This is a genomic window from Pseudomonas sp. 10(2024) (assembly GCF_045164175.1).
In the GTDB taxonomy this organism is placed as follows: domain Bacteria; phylum Pseudomonadota; class Gammaproteobacteria; order Pseudomonadales; family Pseudomonadaceae; genus Aquipseudomonas; species Aquipseudomonas alloputida.
Window position 1 is genome coordinate 5309914 of the sequence record NZ_CP174006.1, and the last position, 17195, is coordinate 5327108.

General features: G+C 63.6%; 15 protein-coding genes. 6 read left to right on the forward strand and 9 right to left on the reverse strand.

Translation table 11 applies throughout. The features are described from left to right. Window position 1: 1 nt before the first annotated feature. From mutL to ACI7M0_RS24100, 4 genes are read right to left on the reverse strand one after another with little or no spacing between them, the layout of a single operon-like run. On the reverse strand, window positions 2-1900 hold the full coding sequence (gene mutL / locus ACI7M0_RS24085) for a DNA mismatch repair endonuclease MutL (RefSeq protein ID WP_104962646.1): 1899 nt from the start codon (window positions 1898-1900) through the stop codon (window positions 2-4). Continuing rightward, window positions 1900-3330, reverse strand: a complete 1431-nt coding sequence (locus tag ACI7M0_RS24090) for an N-acetylmuramoyl-L-alanine amidase (protein WP_104962647.1) — start codon at window positions 3328-3330, stop codon at window positions 1900-1902. The genes mutL and ACI7M0_RS24090 overlap by 1 nt, the downstream gene beginning before the upstream one ends. Window positions 3331-3341: 11 nt before the next feature. Next, a complete protein-coding gene (gene tsaE / locus ACI7M0_RS24095; RefSeq protein WP_003249523.1) occupies window positions 3342-3815 on the reverse strand; it encodes a tRNA (adenosine(37)-N6)-threonylcarbamoyltransferase complex ATPase subunit type 1 TsaE in 474 nt (157 codons plus the stop codon). Then, complete coding sequence (locus ACI7M0_RS24100; RefSeq protein ID WP_064492376.1) at window positions 3803-4663, reverse strand: NAD(P)H-hydrate dehydratase; 861 nt, start codon at window positions 4661-4663, stop codon at window positions 3803-3805. The genes tsaE and ACI7M0_RS24100 overlap by 13 nt, the downstream gene beginning before the upstream one ends. A gap of 65 nt (window positions 4664-4728) precedes the next feature. Here ACI7M0_RS24100 and queG point away from each other — a divergent pair, with 65 nt between their 5' ends. Then, window positions 4729-5793, forward strand: coding sequence for a tRNA epoxyqueuosine(34) reductase QueG (gene queG, locus ACI7M0_RS24105; protein WP_129932009.1), 1065 nt, complete (start codon window positions 4729-4731; stop codon window positions 5791-5793). A gap of 140 nt (window positions 5794-5933) precedes the next feature. On the opposite strand, the gene ACI7M0_RS24110 is transcribed toward queG, so the two are convergent. Then, complete coding sequence (locus ACI7M0_RS24110) at window positions 5934-6545, reverse strand: trimeric intracellular cation channel family protein (RefSeq protein WP_020193322.1); 612 nt, start codon at window positions 6543-6545, stop codon at window positions 5934-5936. Window positions 6546-6636: 91 nt separating this feature from the next. Further along, window positions 6637-7179 (reverse strand): oligoribonuclease, encoded by a 543-nt coding sequence (gene orn / locus ACI7M0_RS24115; protein ID WP_129932010.1) that lies wholly within the window; start codon window positions 7177-7179, stop codon window positions 6637-6639. A 152-nt stretch (window positions 7180-7331) separates the two neighbouring features. On the opposite strand from orn, the gene rsgA reads away from it, so the two are divergent. Continuing rightward, window positions 7332-8363 (forward strand): small ribosomal subunit biogenesis GTPase RsgA, encoded by a 1032-nt coding sequence (gene rsgA, locus ACI7M0_RS24120; RefSeq protein WP_129932011.1) that lies wholly within the window; start codon window positions 7332-7334, stop codon window positions 8361-8363. Window positions 8364-8669: 306 nt separating this feature from the next. On the opposite strand, the gene motB is transcribed toward rsgA, so the two are convergent. Further along, entirely contained in the window at window positions 8670-9710 is a 1041-nt protein-coding gene (motB, locus tag ACI7M0_RS24125; protein ID WP_129932012.1) for a flagellar motor protein MotB, read from the reverse strand. 3 nt (window positions 9711-9713) lie between these two features. Next, window positions 9714-10565, reverse strand: coding sequence for a flagellar motor stator protein MotA (gene motA, locus ACI7M0_RS24130; RefSeq protein ID WP_129932013.1), 852 nt, complete (start codon window positions 10563-10565; stop codon window positions 9714-9716). A 130-nt stretch (window positions 10566-10695) separates the two neighbouring features. Here motA and ACI7M0_RS24135 point away from each other — a divergent pair, with 130 nt between their 5' ends. From ACI7M0_RS24135 to asd, 3 genes are read left to right on the forward strand one after another with little or no spacing between them, the layout of a single operon-like run. Beyond that, window positions 10696-12231, forward strand: coding sequence for an HDOD domain-containing protein (locus ACI7M0_RS24135; RefSeq protein WP_010955488.1), 1536 nt, complete (start codon window positions 10696-10698; stop codon window positions 12229-12231). Window positions 12232-12275: 44 nt separating this feature from the next. Beyond that, the gene (locus ACI7M0_RS24140) at window positions 12276-13085 is read left to right on the forward strand and encodes a rhodanese-like domain-containing protein (RefSeq protein ID WP_064491490.1); all 810 of its coding nucleotides are present in this window, start codon (window positions 12276-12278) and stop codon (window positions 13083-13085) included. Between the two features lie 9 nt (window positions 13086-13094). Further along, complete coding sequence (gene asd / locus ACI7M0_RS24145; protein ID WP_129932014.1) at window positions 13095-13958, forward strand: archaetidylserine decarboxylase; 864 nt, start codon at window positions 13095-13097, stop codon at window positions 13956-13958. 75 nt (window positions 13959-14033) lie between these two features. Here the strand turns inward: asd and serB are convergent, their stop codons facing one another. After that, window positions 14034-15248, reverse strand: coding sequence for a phosphoserine phosphatase SerB (gene serB / locus ACI7M0_RS24150; protein ID WP_019437570.1), 1215 nt, complete (start codon window positions 15246-15248; stop codon window positions 14034-14036). Window positions 15249-15382: 134 nt separating this feature from the next. Here serB and ACI7M0_RS24155 point away from each other — a divergent pair, with 134 nt between their 5' ends. Continuing rightward, window positions 15383-16840, forward strand: coding sequence for an AhpA/YtjB family protein (locus tag ACI7M0_RS24155; protein ID WP_129932015.1), 1458 nt, complete (start codon window positions 15383-15385; stop codon window positions 16838-16840). Window positions 16841-17195 lie beyond the last annotated feature (355 nt).

Consider the following 17195-nt stretch of genomic DNA (forward strand, 5'->3'; position numbering starts at 1 on the left):
TTCATCGACCGCGCAGGAAAAGTTTGTCCAGATCGTCCAGCCCCATCTGGGTCCAGGTAGGACGACCATGGTTGCACTGGCCGCTGCGCTCGGTGTTTTCCATGTCGCGCAGCAGGGCGTTCATCTCGGGAATTGCCAGACGCCGGTTGGCGCGCACGGCACCGTGGCAAGCCATGGTGCCGAGCAGCTCGTTGAGGTGCGCCTGAATGCGATCACTGGTGCCGTACTCCATAAGGTCGGCAAGCACGTCCTGCACCAGGCGGTTGGCTTCAGCCTGCTTGAGCAAGGCCGGGATCTGGCGAATCGCCAAGGTCTCGGGGCCCAGGCGCTGCAATTCGAAGCCCAGGCGCTGAAACCACTGTGCATGCTCTTCGGCACAGTCGGCTTCACGCTGGCTGAGGGCCAGGGTCTCCGGCACCAGCAGCGGCTGGCCGCTCAGGCCCTCGCTGGCCATGGCCACCTTGAGGCGCTCGTACATTATCCGCTCGTGGGCGGCGTGCATATCCACCAGCACCAGGCCAACAGCATTCTCGGCCAGGATGTAGATACCCTTGAGCTGCGCCAGGGCATAGCCTAGCGGGGGAATGTCGCCCTGGCTTTCGGGCAGTGCCGTCGCAGGCGCAGCACCTGTTTCCAGCGGCTTATAGAACTCGCGATACACCGCCTGTGCCTCTGCGGCCGGCAGCGGCTGCGAGGGACGTGGGGTGTATTGATACTGGTAACCGGCGCCACTGCCACCATTGGAAAACGACTGTTGCGGGGCTCGAGGCTGTTCAAGCACCGGCGAGGCCAGGCGCATTTCACCCTGAGGCCCGAACTCACCGGCCTGCTGGCCGGTGGGGCGAACCAGCTCAGGTACGGCAGCAGGTGCGGCCAGCTGGTCTTCCGGACGTACATCGGCCAAGGCACGGTGCAAGGTGCCATACAGGAAGTCATGCACCGAGCGCCCTTCGCGGAACCGTACTTCATGCTTGGTTGGGTGCACGTTCACATCGACGCCGTTGGGCTCCAGTTCCAGGAACAGCACGAACGTGGGGTGGCGGCCGTTGAACAGCACGTCCCGGTAGGCCTGACGCACGGCATGGGCGACCAGTTTGTCGCGCACTGCCCGGCCATTGACGAAGAAGTACTGCAGGTCTGCCTGGCTGCGCGAGAACGTCGGCAAACCGACCCAGCCCCAAAGGCGCAGGCCGTTGCGTTCCACGTCGATCGGCAGCGCCTGCTCCATGAAGCCCGGGCCGCAGATGGCACCCACCCGCCGCGCACGGGCGACTTCGTCGTGGGCCTCGTGCAGGCTGAGGATGCTCTTGCCATTGTGGCGCAGGTGGAAGCCGACATCGAAACGGGCCAGCGCCAGCCGCCGGATCACTTCCTGCAAGTGATCGAATTCGGTTTTCTCGGCTTTGAGGAACTTGCGCCTGGCCGGGGTATTGAAGAACAAATCGCGCACTTCCACCGAGGTACCGACCGGGTGCGCCGCCGGCTGCACCCGCGGCGTCATGTCGCGGCCTTCGGTTTCTACTTGCCAGGCCTCACTGGCACTGGCGGTACGCGAGGTCAGGGTCAGGCGCGCCACCGAACTGATCGAGGCCAAGGCCTCGCCACGGAAGCCCAGGCTCAATACCCCTTCTAGGTCTTCCAGCTCGCGGATCTTGCTGGTGGCATGTCGGGCCAGGGCCAGCGGCAAATCGTCGGCAGAAATACCGCTGCCATCGTCCCGCACCTTCAGCAGTTTGACGCCGCCCTGCTCGACTTCGATATCGATGCGCCGGGCACCGGAGTCCAGGCTGTTTTCCAGCAGTTCCTTGGCCACAGACGCAGGCCGCTCGACAACCTCGCCGGCGGCAATCTGGTTGGCCAGCCGCGGGCTGAGCAGCTGAATTCGCGAACCGCCACTCATCATTGCGCGGCCAAGGTGGTGGCGGGTACATCGAGGCGCTGGCCAACCTTCAGCTCATCGGTCTTCAGGCTGTTGATGCTGCGCAGACTGGCCACACTGACCTGGTAACGCACGGCGAGCATCGCCAGGGTTTCGCCAGGGCGTACGGTGTGTTCACGCGGGCCGGCGGCGATCTTGCCGGTGTCACGCAGCCAGGCGATATAGGTGCCGGGCGGCGGGTTCTGCTGGAAATACTGGCGCACCCCGGTACGGATCGACCGGGCCAGCGCCTGCTGGTGGCTCGACGAGGCCAGCTTGGCTGCTTCGTTGTTGTTCGAGATGAACCCGGTTTCAACGAGGATCGACGGAATATCCGGCGATTTCAGCACCATGAACCCGGCCTGCTCCACGCGCTGCTTGTGCAACGAAGTAACCCGCCCCATGTTGCCCAATACCTTTTGCCCCACGTTGAGGCTGGAGCTGAGCGTAGCGGTCATCGACAGATCAAGCAGCACGCCAGCGAGCATGCGGTCCTTGTCGTCGAGGCTGACATTACCCGCACCACCGATCAGGTCAGAACGGTTTTCCGTGTCGGCCAGCCAGCGCGCCGTCTCGGAGGTGGCGCCACGATCGGACAGGGCGAACACCGAGGCGCCAAAGGCTGCGCGTGACGGGGCCGCGTCGGCGTGAATCGAAATGAACAGGTCGGCGCCTTTCTTGCGGGCGATTTCCGTACGCTTGCGCAGCGGGATGAAGTAATCGCCGGTGCGGGTCAGCTCTGCACGGAAACCTTTTTCGCTGTTGATCTGACGCTGCAGCTCCTTGGCGATCTGCAACACGATGTCTTTTTCGTGCTGGCCACGCGAGCCGGAAGCGCCAGGGTCTTCGCCGCCGTGCCCGGCATCGATGGCAACCACGATGTCACGCTTGCCACTGGGTACCGGTGGTAGCTTGATCGCCGGCTGAGCCGGCGTCACTGGCACCGCCGGCGTGGTCGCAGGCGTTTGTACCGGGGCCGGAGCAGGTGGCGGCGCGCTGGCCGCGATAGCGTCAGCTTCCTGGTCATACAGGTCGACCACCAAGCGGTTGCCGTACTGTGCATTGGGCGCCAGGGTGAAGCTTTTCGGGGTAACCGACTTTTTCAGGTCGACCACAACCCGAAGGTCGGTTGGCGTACGCTGTGCCGAACGCACATTGCTTATCGGCGTGTTGGAGGTGGCCACATTCAGTGGCGCGGCCAGTGTTGCGCCATTGATGTCGATGACCAGGCGATCGGGTGCGCTCAGGGTGAAGACACTGTGCTGCACGGGGCCAGACAGGTCGAAGACCAGCCGCGTGTTGTCCGGTGCGCGCCACAGGCGCATGCTCTTGACTTGAGTGACGGCCAGAGCCTCAACGGTCACCGTTGTCAGCAGCAGCCCAACGATGGCGACCAGTGCGCGTATGCGCATACCTACCCCACTTACTGTTTATAGTGTTCGGCCAGTGCCACGCACCAAGCCTCGCCGCGAGCCCCCTGCGGCGAAAGGTTCAGCGAGCGTCCACTCGCTTGGGGGCTTATGGTAATGGTCAGGTCAGGCTTTGGCAAAACGCCCGCACCCTTTTGTGGCCATTCGAACAGGCACAGCGGGTCGCCCTCGAAATAGTCACGAATGCCCATGAACTCAAGCTCCTCCGGGTCGACCAGGCGATACAGGTCGAAGTGAAAGGCTCGGACCTCGCCGATTTCATAGGGTTCGACCACGGTGAACGTCGGGCTTTTCACAGCACCAGTATGGCCCAGACCGCGGATCAGGCCACGCGACAGGGTAGTTTTACCCGCGCCCAGGTCGCCCTCGAGGAAAATCACGCCGCGACCGCCGGTCACCTCAGCCAGTGCTGCACCGAATTTGACCGTGGCCTCTTCATCGGCCAGAAACAGATTTAAGCCAGACACGCAGAATGCTCCTCCAACAACTCACGAATGGCCGGCGCCAGATCACTGGCCGCCAGGCCTCTACCTTTTTTCCCAAGGCGCTCGCCGGCACAGGCGTGCAGCCACACCCCCAGACAGCCCGCGCCCCAGGCATCCAGGCCTTGGGCCAACAGTGCCGCCAGCACCCCCGTCAGCACATCGCCCAGGCCGGCGCCGGCCATCGCCGGGTGCCCGCGCTCGCACAACGCCAGCTGCCCGCTCGGGGCTGCCACCAGTGTGCCGGCACCCTTGAGCACACAGACGCTGTTATAACGGCGCGCCAGCTTGCGCGCAGCGCCGGGGCGGTCGGCCTGCACGGCCTCAGTGGCAATGCCCAGCAGCCGTGCCGCCTCCCCCGGGTGCGGAGTAAGGATGCTGCCACTGGGCAGGGCCAGCGGGGTGCGCGCCAGCAAATTCAGGGCATCGGCATCCCACACTTGCGGCCGCTCGGCGTTGGCCACCGCCGACAGCAGGCTGCGGCCCCACGCCGCCTGTCCCAGGCCGGGCCCGACTACCAGCACCGAGGCGCGCTCCAGCACGCCCATCAGCTGGTTGGCCGAACAGACACCCAGGCACATGACTTCGGGCAGGCGCGCCAGGCTGGCCGACACGTGCTCGGGCCGGGTTGCCACGCTGACCAGCCCGGCGCCGCAACGCAGGGCGGCTTCGGCGCTGAGCAATACAGCGCCTCCGGTACCAAGATCGCCACCGACCACCAGTACGTGGCCAAAGTCGCCTTTGTGGGCATGCGCCTGCCGTGCCGGCAGGCGGGCAACCGTGACGCTGCTGAGCAATTGTGGGGCATTACTGGGGTGTTTGGTCTGCGGCATGGGGTCAAAGGCTCCAATGTCTGGCAGAATTATACGCACCTGAGCCCGTATTGCCTTGCCCATCCATGTCCGCCTCTACACCTGACCTCGCCCAACTGGCCCAATCGATCAAGATTTGGGGCCAGGAACTCGGTTTTGCCCATGTTGGCATCGCCGGGGTCGACCTTGGCGAACACGAACACCACCTGCAGCGTTGGCTCGACGCCGGTTATCAGGGTGAAATGGAATACCTGGGCGCCCACGGCAGCAAAAGGTCACATCCCGACCAGCTGATCCCCGGCACGGTACGCGTGGTCTCGCTACGTATGGACTACCTGCCCGGCGACACGCAGATGGCGCAGCGCCTGGCCCAGCCCGAGAAGGCCTACGTGTCACGCTACGCGCTTGGCCGGGACTACCACAAGCTGGTGCGCAAGCGCGTGCAATTCCTTGCCGACCGCATTCAGGAGGCCATCGGCCCGTTCGGCTACCGCGCCTTTGTAGACAGCGCCCCGGTACTTGAAAAAGCCTTGGCCGAACAGGCCGGGCTGGGCTGGATCGGCAAGAACACGCTGTTGCTCAACCGCAAGGCGGGTAGCTACTTCTTCCTTGCCGAACTGTTCGTCGACCTGCCGCTGCCGGTGGACGAAGCCACCACCAGCGAGCACTGCGGGCGTTGTCAGGCCTGCCTGGACATCTGCCCGACACAGGCGTTTGTGGGGCCCTATGTGCTGGATGCGCGGCGCTGTATCTCGTACCTGACCATCGAGCTAAGGGGCGCGATCCCTGTCGATTTACGCGCAAAGATGGGCAACCGAGTGTTCGGTTGCGACGACTGCCAGATCGTCTGCCCCTGGAACCGCTTTGCCAAGCAGAGCCAGGAGCAGGACTTCCAGCCACGGCACGGGCTGGAAAATACCGACCTGGCGGCGATGTTCCTGTGGGATGAACGCACCTTCCTGCGCAAGACCGAGGGCGGGCCTTTGCGGCGGGCGGGGTACGAGCGGTTCTTGCGCAACCTGGCGGTGGGGTTGGGCAATGCGCCCTCCACGATTCCGGTTATCGAAGCGCTGAAGGCCAGGCGTGACGATGAATCGGAATTGGTGCGCGAGCATGTGGAGTGGGCGCTGGCCCGACACGGAGCTCAATAGCGACCAGCCTCAGAGCATGCGCCATCCTTGTGGGAGCGGGCGCGCCCGCGAAGCAGGCAACACAGGGAATGGCACCGGCTTCGCCGGTGTTCGCGGGCACGCCCGCTCCCACAAGGGCCATGTTGCGCTTGTAAATTGCGTCACTGCTGGTCGTTGTAGTGGAACTTGGGCATTTCCCAGTGGAAGCGTATCGCCAACAGGCGCAACAGGAAGCCGCCAAACAGAGTCAGCAACATCGCCTGCTCCGCCGGCACCTTGAAATACACGCATCCCAGATAGAACCAGGCCGCCGCAAATGACACGCTGGCATACAGCTCACGGCGAAACACCAGCGGGATGTCGTTGCAGAAGATATCCCGCAGGATCCCGCCGAACACCCCGGTGATCACCCCGCTGATCGACGCCACCAGCATGCCCTGCCCCATCTCCAGCGCCGTCATGCAACCTATCAGGGTAAACGCCACCAACCCCAGGGCATCGAGCACCAGGAACAGCGAGCGAAGGCGGCGCATCATTGGCGCGATGAAAATGGTCAGCAGCGCCGCAAAACTGGTCAGCACCAGGTACTCAGGGTGCTTCACCCAGGTCAGCGGATAATGCCCGAGCAGCACATCACGCACCGAGCCGCCCCCAAGCGCAGTGACGCAGGCGATCAGCACCACGCCAAACCAGTCCATGCCGCGACGCCCGGCAGACAGAGCGCCAGTCATGGCTTCGGCGGTAATGGCGATAAGGTAGAGCATCAACAACATGGTGCGGGTCCGTGCAGGAAAGGCGCGCAGTCTAACCAGTTGCCCAAGGCACCAAAAGGGGGCGCAGATACAATATCTGCGCCATTTCGACTCACAGCTTGATGAAGTGCTCGCGATAGTGACGCAGTTCGGCGATCGATTCGCGGATATCGTCCAGCGCCAGGTGGGTATTGCCCTTCTTGAAGCTGTCACGCACGTCCGGCGCCCAGCGCGCGACCAGTTCCTTGAGGGTGGAGACATCCAGGTTGCGGTAGTGGAAGTAGTTTTCCAGGTTGCGCATGTGGCGGTAGAGGAAACGACGATCCTGGCAGATGCTGTTGCCGCAGATCGGCGACTTGCCTTTAGGCACCCACTGCTCGAGGAAGGCGATGGTCTGTGCCTCGGCTTCGGCCATGCTGACCTTGCTCTCGCGTACGCGCTGGGTCAGCCCCGAAGCACCATGGGTGCGGGTGTTCCACTCGTCCATGCGCGCCAGCACTTCGTCACTGTGGTGGATGGCGATCACCGGCCCTTCGGCCAAGGTATTGAGCTCGCTGTCGGTGACGATGGTGGCCATTTCGATGATGACGTCGCTGTCCGGATCCAGGCCGGTCATTTCCAGGTCGATCCAGATCAGGTTCTGTGGGTTTTGCATGCAGGGGCTCCTCATATAGGCGGTCATATTAGCCTAGTGGCCAAGGCACGCCCATTCACGGCATAAAGCTGAGCAGAATAGTCCAGCGGCGGGCGTGCTAAACTGCCTGCCGTTTTCAATGCCCCACGCCGGGCCTCTCTTACGGTACCTTCATGGCCAAACGCCAGCTCAATCGCCGCCAAAACTGGCGGATCGAAAAAATCCAGGGCGAGCGCGCCGCTCGCGCGGCCAAACGCGAGCAGCATGCACTGCAGGAACTGGAAGGTGGCGACCTGGGGCCGGAGCAACTGGGCCTGGTGATCGCGCACTTCGGCGTGCAGGTAGAAGTTGAAGCTCAGGATGGCGAAACCGCAGGCCAGGTGTTCCGCTGCCATTTGCGCGCCAACCTGCCAGCACTGGTCACCGGCGACCGTGTCGTGTGGCGTGCGGGTAACCAGGGCATCGGCGTGATCGTGGCGCAGATGCCGCGCAGCACCGAGCTGTGCCGGCCGAACAACCATGGTCAACTCAAGCCGGTGGCAGCCAACGTCGACCTGATCGTGATCGTGTTCGCCCCGGCGCCGGAGCCGCACCCGAACCTGATCGACCGCTATCTGGTAGCAGCCGAGCACGCCGGCCTGCGCCCGCTGCTGCTGTTGAACAAGGCCGACCTGATCAACGAAGAGAACGGCCCCGGCCTGCATGCGCTGCTGGAGGTCTACCGCGAACTGGGCTACCCGCTGCTGGAAGTATCGGCTCACCAGGGCGACGGCATGCAGCGCCTGCAGCAGCAACTCGACGGCCATATCAGCGTGTTCGTCGGCCAGTCGGGGGTGGGCAAGTCGTCGCTGGTCAACAGCCTGCTGCCAGACGCCGGCACCCGCGTCGGCGACTTGTCGGAATGGTCAGGCCAGGGTACCCACACCACCACCACGGCGCGGCTGTACCACTTCCCCAACGGCGGCGACCTGATCGACTCGCCGGGTATCCGCGAGTTCGGCCTTGGCCATGTCAGCCGCGACGACGTGGAGGATGGCTTCATCGAGTTCCGCGACCTGTTCGGCACCTGCCGCTTCCGCGACTGCAAGCATGACCGCGAACCGGGCTGCGCGCTGCTCAAGGCACTGGAAGAGGGGCGCATCAAGCCACAGCGCATGAACAGCTACCGCTCGATCATCGCCAGCCTGGCAGAAGACAGCTACTGAAACGCTCGAATTGAAAGTTGCCGCGATCCCTTGTAGGAGCGGGTTTACCCGCGAATACGGTGGCGACTGCAACGGTGAACGGCGGGTGGAAATTGGCCAGCAGGTCCGGCCCTTTCGCGGGTGAACCCGCTCCTACGACGGCCTGCGCCCAATCACCGATGCGTATGTAGGAGCGGCTTTAGCCGCGAACACCGGCAACGCCGGTGCCATTCACCGCGCTGGAGGCTTCGCGGGTAAACCCGCGCCTACAGTGATCGCGCCAGCGTTCAGGTGTTGGGTAGCCAGTTGCCCACCCCAAAAAGCCGCTTACTGCTCCTTGGCTTCATCCATCTTCAGCGTGCCATCTTCAAAGATGTTCAGCTTCTGGCGCAGCTCACGCGGTTGCATCGGTGGCTGTTCAGTTGCCACTGGGGCAGCCGGTGCCGAAGCCCCTGGCGCTGCACCACTGGCTGGCGCTGCAGGAGCAGTTGGCGCAGCTGGCGGTGTTTCCGGCGCACCCTGCTCACCTTCGATATTGCGCTGGGCTTTCTTGGTCAGCACGATGATGTCGATACGGCGGTTGACCGGGTTGAACGGGTCTTTGCGGTCGAACAGTGACGACGAGGCGTACCCCACCACCCGTGCCACCTGGCCGTCCGGGTAACCACCCGCCACCAGGGCGCGCCGCGCGGCGTTGGCGCGGTTGGCCGACAGCTCCCAGTTACCGTACTCGCCAGTGCCGGCATACGGCTTGGCATCGGTATGGCCGCTGATGCTGATCTTGTTCGGCACCGCCTTGATGGTGTCGGCCATGGCCAGCAGGATATCTTCGAAGTAGGGCTGCAGGCGCGCGCTACCGATGTCGAACATCGGTCGGTTCTCGGCATCCATGATCTGGATACGCAGGCCGTCCTGAGTGATCTCGAACAGGATCTGGTCCTTGAACTTCTGCAGCTGCGGGTTCTCTTCCACCTTGTTCTGCAGTTCCTGCAGCAGCAGCTCCAGACGCTCGCGCTCGACCTGCTCGGCCATGGTCTCGACCTGGTCCTTGCTCAGCTGAGTGGGGGACTGCTGGGTCGGCTCGGTCTTCACTTCCGGATTGATGGTTTTGTCCGGCGCCATCTCCGGTGAACCACCCAGGTCGATGACATAAGGCGTGCCACTCTCGGAGAAACCGATAGGGTCCTGGAAGTAGCCGGCAATGGCGATCTTCTGCTCAGGCGTGGCCGTGGACAACAGCCACAGCACCAGGAAGAACGCCATCATCGCCGTGGCGAAGTCAGCAAAGGCGATTTTCCAGGCGCCACCATGGTGGCCGCCGCCAAAGCGCTTTACGCGCTTGACGATGATGGGCTGATTGTTCTCCATGACTCAGCGACCGCGAACCGCTTGTTCCAGTTCGGCGAAGCTTGGGCGGTGCTTGGGGTACAGCACCTTGCGCCCGAACTCGACCGCCAGCGAAGGTGGCATGCCCGACGCCGAGGCCACCAGCGAAGCCTTGATCGATTCGTAGAGATTCAGTTCTTCCTTGGCATCGTGCTCCAGGCACTTGGCCAAAGGGCCGAAGAAACCGTAAGCCGCCAGAATACCGAAGAAGGTACCCACCAGCGCCGCACCTACGTGCATGCCGATGGCCGCCTGGTCGCCATCGCCCAGAGAGGCCATGGTCACCACGATACCCAGTACCGCCGCAACGATACCGAAGCCGGGCATACCGTCGGCGATGCCGGTCACCGCGTGGGACGGGTGCTCCAGCTCTTCCTTCATGCTCAGCAGTTCCATGTCGAACAGGCCCTCGAGCTCGTGCGGGGCCATGTTGCCGGTGGACATGATGCGCAGGTAGTCGCAGACGAACGCGGTCATGCGCTCATCGGCCAGTACCGTCGGGTACTTGGCGAAGATCGGGCTGGCAGCGGCGTCCTCGATGTCGCCCTCGATGGCCATCATGCCTTCGCGACGGCTCTTGTTGAGGATTTCGTAAACGAGGCCCAGCACCTCCAGGTAGAAGGCATGGCTGAAGCGCGAGCCGAACATCTTCATCGACTTCTTGATGACGTGCATGGTCATGTGGCCAGGGTTGGCCTGCAGGAATGCACCAAAGGCCGCACCGCCGATGATCAGTACTTCGAACGGCTGGATAAGCGCTGCGATCTTGCCGTGGGAGAGCACGTAGCCGCCGAGCACGCTCGCGAATACGACGATGATGCCGATAATTTTAGCCATAGGTTCAAAGCACTTGCTGTCGTGGTCAGGGTAAGAGACGGGAGCTTTAAAACTCTTCTTCTACTTATCGGCAGAACTGCGCCAGACTATAGCCACTCAATGCGAAAAGCCAGTTCGGACTGATGTCAAAATGCCAATTGAAACCAAGGTGCCCACTCAGGCCCCGCGTACGCTAGAGGCCTGGGTAAAGCTGCTCGAGAGTGTTCGCATCCCCGTGCCGAAGCACAGCTACGACCGGGTCATGGCTGCCATCCACGATAGCCGCCGCTCGCTGCGCGACATCGCCGAACTGATGCAAGATAGCCCGGCACTGGTGCTGTCTGTGATGCGCGAAGCCAATCACCCCACCAATGCCAGCCTCGCCGAACCCGCCGAAAGCCTGGAAGTCGCCCTCAACCGCCTGGGCCTGGAGCGCAGCGAGCAGCTTCTCAAACGCCTGCCGGCACTGCCCGTGGAGGAAATTCCGCCGGTATTGTGCCAGTTCCAGATGATCAGCCAGCATGCGGCACAGCAGGCCAGCGGCCTGTTCGCCAGCCGCCTGGCACGGCTGTGGCAAGAGATTCACTGGGGCAGCCTGCTGTTCCTGTCGCCACTCTGGCCACTGGCACTGGCCTACCCCAAGCTGCTCGACACCTGGGAGCTGCGGGTTATCCACAAAGGTGAAGACGCCGCCCACGTCGAGGAAGAACTGTTTGGCGTGCGCATCATGGCGCTGTGCCAGACCATGGCCGAGTATTGGCGCTTGCCCCAGTGGGTCACTCAGGGTTATCGCCTGCTGCTGGAAGAGCGCGAGCAACTGGCCCAGGTGCTGAATATCGCCCGCGACGAAGACCTGCTCAGCCAGCAACACCGCATGGACGCCGAGCCCGGCCTGCGGCGCTGGTTCAACCAGCCGGCCAATACCGTACTGCTGGCCAACAACCTGGCCCTGGCGGCACAGGTCGGTTGGGACAACCCGCACCTGCTGCGCTGGCAACTGCTGACCGCGCTGTACCTGCAAACCTCGCTGGAAGACGTGCAGCAGCAGGTGCACCAGCAGGCGGCCGCCAGCGCCCGCCGCCACGCCCGGCACGCCCTGTTCCACCCGGCCGAGGCCTTGATCTGGCCGTGGCACCAACGCCGCCCTCACCCGGACATGCTGGCCCCGCCACCGCCCAGCAGCGACGACCTGGCACGCTGGCGCACATTGTGCCAGCACCTGCTGGCCCAACCCAGCCCGTTCACCAACGCCGTGCACCTGGCCACGCAGGCCCAAGAAGCCCTGCTGGCCTGCGGCATGCAACGCATCATGCTGCTTAGCCTGGACAAGGCCAGCGACTACCTGCGCGTGCAGCAAATTGCCGGCCTGCCCAAGGAGGCCGGTGCCCTGGCCCTGCAGGTATCGCAGAACAAGCTGCTGCAAAAGCTGCTGAGTCAGGCCGGGCAGCTGCGCATCACACCGGAAAACCACAGCCAGTTCTCGGCGCTGTTGCCCGCCCCGCTGCGCACCTTGTTCCGCAGCGAACATGTACTGCTTCGCTCGCTGGCAGCCAACGACCAGGTGCTGATGCTGCTGGTGGCCGACCAGGGCTGCCGGCCTTTGGCCGATATCAGCGTGCAAGCCTTCGGCAAGACCGCGCAATGCATCGAGCGGGCCTTGTCGGTGTTTACCAACCGCAAGGGTTGAGCCTTGCGCTACAATCGCCCCTCTTTCCACACTGGAGACCGTGGATGACCGACTTTTCCGGCCTGCCCCTGGTGATCGAAGCTGCAGACCTGTTGCCACGCCTGGATTCGCCGCAACTGATCCTGGTCGACCTGAGCAGCGCCAACCGCTATGTCAGCGGGCATATCCCCGGCGCGCGCTTTGTCGAAGGCAAGCGCACCCAGCTCGGCCAGCCCCCGGCGCCCGGCCTGCTGCCAGCCCTGGGCGAGCTCGAAAAACTGTTCAGCGAACTCGGCCACCGCGCCGATGCCGTGTATGTGGTGTACGACGATGAAGGCGGCGGCTGGGCCGGGCGCTTCATCTGGCTGCTCGATGTCATCGGCCACAAGCGCTACCACTACCTCAATGGCGGAATCCAGGCCTGGCCGGCAGACAAACTGTCCACCGAAGTGCCTGCCATTGGCAACGCCCCGGTGCACCTGCACATAGACAGCGCACCCACTGCCACCCGCGAGTACCTGCAAAGCCGCCTGGGCGCCGATGACCTGGTCATCTGGGACGCACGCGGCCCGCAGGAATTCAGCGGCGAAAAAGTGCTGGCAGCCAAAGGCGGCCACATCCCCGGCGCGATCAACTTCGAGTGGACCGCCGGCATGGACCTCAACGACCACCTGCGCATTCGCCAGGACATCAAACAAGTCCTCGAGCAACTGGGCATCACCCCTGACAAGGAGGTGATCACCCACTGCCAGACCCACCGCCGCTCCGGTTTCACTTACCTGGTGGCCAAGGCCCTCGGCTACCCACGCGTCAAGGCCTACGCCGGCTCGTGGAGCGAATGGGGCAACCACCCGGACACGCCTGTAGAAGTCTAAGGAACCTGCATGAAATCCCGTCTGTTCATCATCAGCCAGTACCTGCTGCCGCACCACCTGCTGTCGCGGCTGGCCGGCTGCATCGCCGAGTGCCGCGTGCGCTGGTTCAAGAACGCCTTCACCGCATGGTTCGCCAAGCGCTACCAGGTGAACATGAGCGAGGCTCTGGTCGAAGACCTGAGTGCTTACGAGCACTTCAATGCGTTCTTCACCCGCGCCCTGAAACCTGGCGCCCGTCCGCTGGACGAAACCCCGGGCGCCATCCTGTGCCCGGCCGACGGTGCGGTCAGCCAGCTCGGTCCGATCGAGCACGGCCGTATCTTCCAGGCCAAAGGCCACGGTTTCAGCGCGCAAGAGCTGCTGGGCGGTGATCCGGCCATGGCCGCGCCGTTCATGGGCGGCGAGTTTGCCACCATCTACCTGTCGCCCAAGGACTACCACCGCGTGCACATGCCGCTGGCCGGCACCCTGCGCGAAATGGTCTATGTGCCGGGCCGCCTGTTCTCGGTCAACCAGACCACCGCAGAGAATGTTCCTGAGCTGTTCGCTCGCAACGAGCGCGTGGTCTGCCTGTTCGATACAGAGCGTGGGCCAATGGCTGTGGTACTGGTCGGCGCGATGATCGTCGCCTCGATCGAAACGGTATGGGCCGGGCTGATCACACCGCCCAAACGTGAGCTGAAGACTTTCCGTTACGACGAAGCCAGCCGCACGCCGATCCACCTGGAGAAAGGTGCCGAACTAGGCCGTTTCAAGCTGGGTTCCACCGCCATCGTGCTGTTCGGGCCGGAGCAGGTGAAGTGGGCTGAGAGCCTGGGTGCGGGTTCTGCAGTGCGCATGGGGCAGCAGCTGGCGGCGCCTGCGCAGGCTTGATTCGAGCCATATGAAAAGGCCCTGCATATGCAGGGCCTTTTTCGTTGGGCCACCTTGCGGCCCCGGATTCACGGATCAGCCGCGGGCGTCGCGATCACGCAGGCCCAGCAGGTACAGCACCCCGTCCAGCCCCAAGGTGGAAATCGCCTGCTTGGCCGACTGGCGCACCAGCGGCTTGGCACGAAACGCCACGCCCAACCCGGCCAGCGACAGCATCGGCAGGTCATTGGCGCCATCGCCCACGGCGATGGTCTGCTCCAGTTGCAAGCCTTCGTCACTGGCCAGCTTCTTCAACAAATCGGCCTTGCGCTGGGCATCGACAATCGGCTCAACAGCCACGCCGGTCACCTTGCCATCGACCACTTCAAGTTCGTTGGCGAACACATAGTCGATACCCAGGCGCGCCTGCACCTGACGGGCGAAGTAGGTAAAGCCACCGGACAGAATCGCGGTCTTGTATCCCAGGCGCTTGAGCTCGGCAAACAGGTTCTCGGCACCCTCGGTCAGGCGCAGCGATGCCCCGATCTCGTCCAGCACCCCCACATCCAGGCCCTTGAGCAGTGCCATGCGCTCTTTGAAGCTGGCGCGGAAGTCCAGTTCACCGCGCATGGCGCGCTCGGTGATCGCCGCCACCTGCTCCCCCACACCCGCCGCCTTGGCCAGTTCGTCGATGACTTCGGCCTCGATCAGCGTGGAGTCCATGTCGAACACCGCCAGGCGGCGGTTGCGGCGGAACAGATCGTCCTTCTGGAAGGCGATGTCGACGCTCAGCTCTTCAGCCAGGGCAAAGAAGTCGGCACGCAGGGCCTGGGCATCGCTCGGCACGCCGCGCACGGAGATTTCGACGGCTGCCTTGCCCTTGTCGATTTCGGCATCCAGTGCCACCCGGGCCGACAGGCGCTCGATACGCTCGATGGTCAGGCCGTACTGGCTGATCACCGCACTCACACGCTGCAGCTGCTCGGGTGTGATCTTGCGGCTGAGCAGGGTAACGATGTGGCGCGCTTCGCCATGCCCATCGGCCCAATGCTGGTAGTCCGCCTCGGAAATCGGCGTGTAACGGGCCTGCAGGTTCAGTTCGTGGGCTTTGGCCTGCACGCTTTGCAACAGCGCGGTAGCCACTTCGTTGTCCGGGATGTCGACCAGGATGCCAAACGACAAGGTGCCGTGCATGACCGCCAGGCCGATGTCGAGGATACTCACACCGCCCTGCAGCAGGACGCCGGTGATAGCCGCAGTGAGACCGGGACGGTCCTCACCGGTGATGTTGATCAGGACGATTTCGCGCACAACCTGGCTCCGACTTCGATGAAAAATGCGCATTCTACCGATTTTCCATGACCATCGGGCGCCAACGATACTTTGCCGACAAAACCCGGCTCGCTATACTCCCCCCACTTTCATGCCATTAAGAGCCGAGCTCTGTGAACCGGCCCACGCCAGTCAAACCAGACAATTTCTTCCTGATGATCTATCGCGCCCTGAGTCAACGTCGCGTGCCGCTGGCACTGCGCATCGCCTGCACCAACATTTTCCTGGTGGCGCTGGCGCTGGTGATCTACGCCTGCGTGATGGGCCTGCAGTTCAAGCAGGCCATGCATGAGCAGGCCGATGCCTTGGGCCAGAGCCTGACCACCCAGACGGCCACATCGGCAACCGAGCTGCTGGTGTCCAATGACATCCTCAGCCTCAACGTGCTACTGGGCAACCTGGTTAAAAACCCGCTGGTGGCCCATGCGGCAATCTACAGCGTGGATAACCGCATCCTCGCCGAAGCAGGCCAGCGCCCGCGCAACAGCCTGCTGGGCGAGGCCGAAGGCCTGTACCAGACCAAAATCACGTTCCAGGACGTGACGGCCGGGCAGCTGCGCATAAGCCTGGACATGAGCCAGTTCCAGCAGCCGATGCTGATCAGCCTGCAGAGCATGGGCATTCTGGCCACCATCCTGCTTACCCTGGCCTTGGCCCTCAGCTTGCGTCAGGGTCGCTTCATCACCCTGCCACTGCTGCAACTGCGGGTATGGCTGCGCGACCCGCAGCCCTATACCCCGGCCACCGACCGCCAGGACGAGATTGGCGACATCGCCCGCCAGTTGCATGCACGCCTGGCCCCACCTCCGCCCCCGGAGCCGGAGCCCGAGGAAGACGACGACGAGCAGTTCGACGACCTGCACGCAGCTGCCCCGGCGCCCAAGGCCGCACCGCGCGCCAAGGTTGCCCTGGAAGACGAGGATGACGACGAAGCCTTCGCCGGCCTGCTGGACGACGACACTGCCCCCAAAGCCGCCACAGAGGTCGAGTCCGACGAGCCGCAGTACAGCGCCGTGCTTGCCGTGCAGCTGGGCTCGCAGGAGCAACTGCGTCGCCTGCCACGCACACGCCTGGCCGAGCTGACCGAGCGCTACCGTGATTGCCTGGAGCACGCGGCCTCGCTCTACGACGGCGAAACGCACACGCTGAACGACGGCAGCACCCTGGTGCTGTTCCACAGCCGCGAGTGTGGCGAGGACTACCTGACCAACGCCATTTGCTGTGGCGAACTGTTGCGCGCCCTGGGCCACGCCCTGCAGATCGAGGTAGCTGACAGCGGCATTACCCTGCAACTGCAGCTAGGCCTGGTCTTGGGCAACGACCTGCATGGGCTGGAACTGGTTGACCTGCTGATGGCCGAGAAGGTCCAGGATGCCCTGGCGTTGTCGCAGCACAGCCGCAACCTGTTGCTGGTGGAGCGGCAGATCAACGATGACGCCCTGATCCGCCAGCGTGCACGTATTCGCCCGATCGCCAGCCCCGAAGGCGCCTGCTGTGTGGAGCGACTGATGGAGCCCTACCCGTCAATGCTGGAACGGCAACTGGCGCGCATGCATGAGCACCGCGCCTGACAGGTAGACGCGACATCAAGATCCAGCCAATAGCGCAAACCCCCGGTAGGAGCGGGTTTACCCGCGAATACGGTGGCGGCGGCAACGGTGAACGGCGGGTGGAAATTGGCCAGCAGGGCCGGCCTCTTCGCGGGTAAACCCGCTCCTACACGACGGCCTGTGTCCAACCTGCGTTGTGTGTCCACCCCCGATCCGGTGTAGGAGCGGGTTTACCCGCGAATACGGTAGCGGCGGCAACGGTGAACGGCGGGTAGAAATTGGCCAGCAGGCCCGGCCTCTTCGCGGGTAAACCCGCTCCTACACGACGGCCTGTGTCCAACCTGCGATGTGTGTCCACCCCCGATCAGGTGTAGGA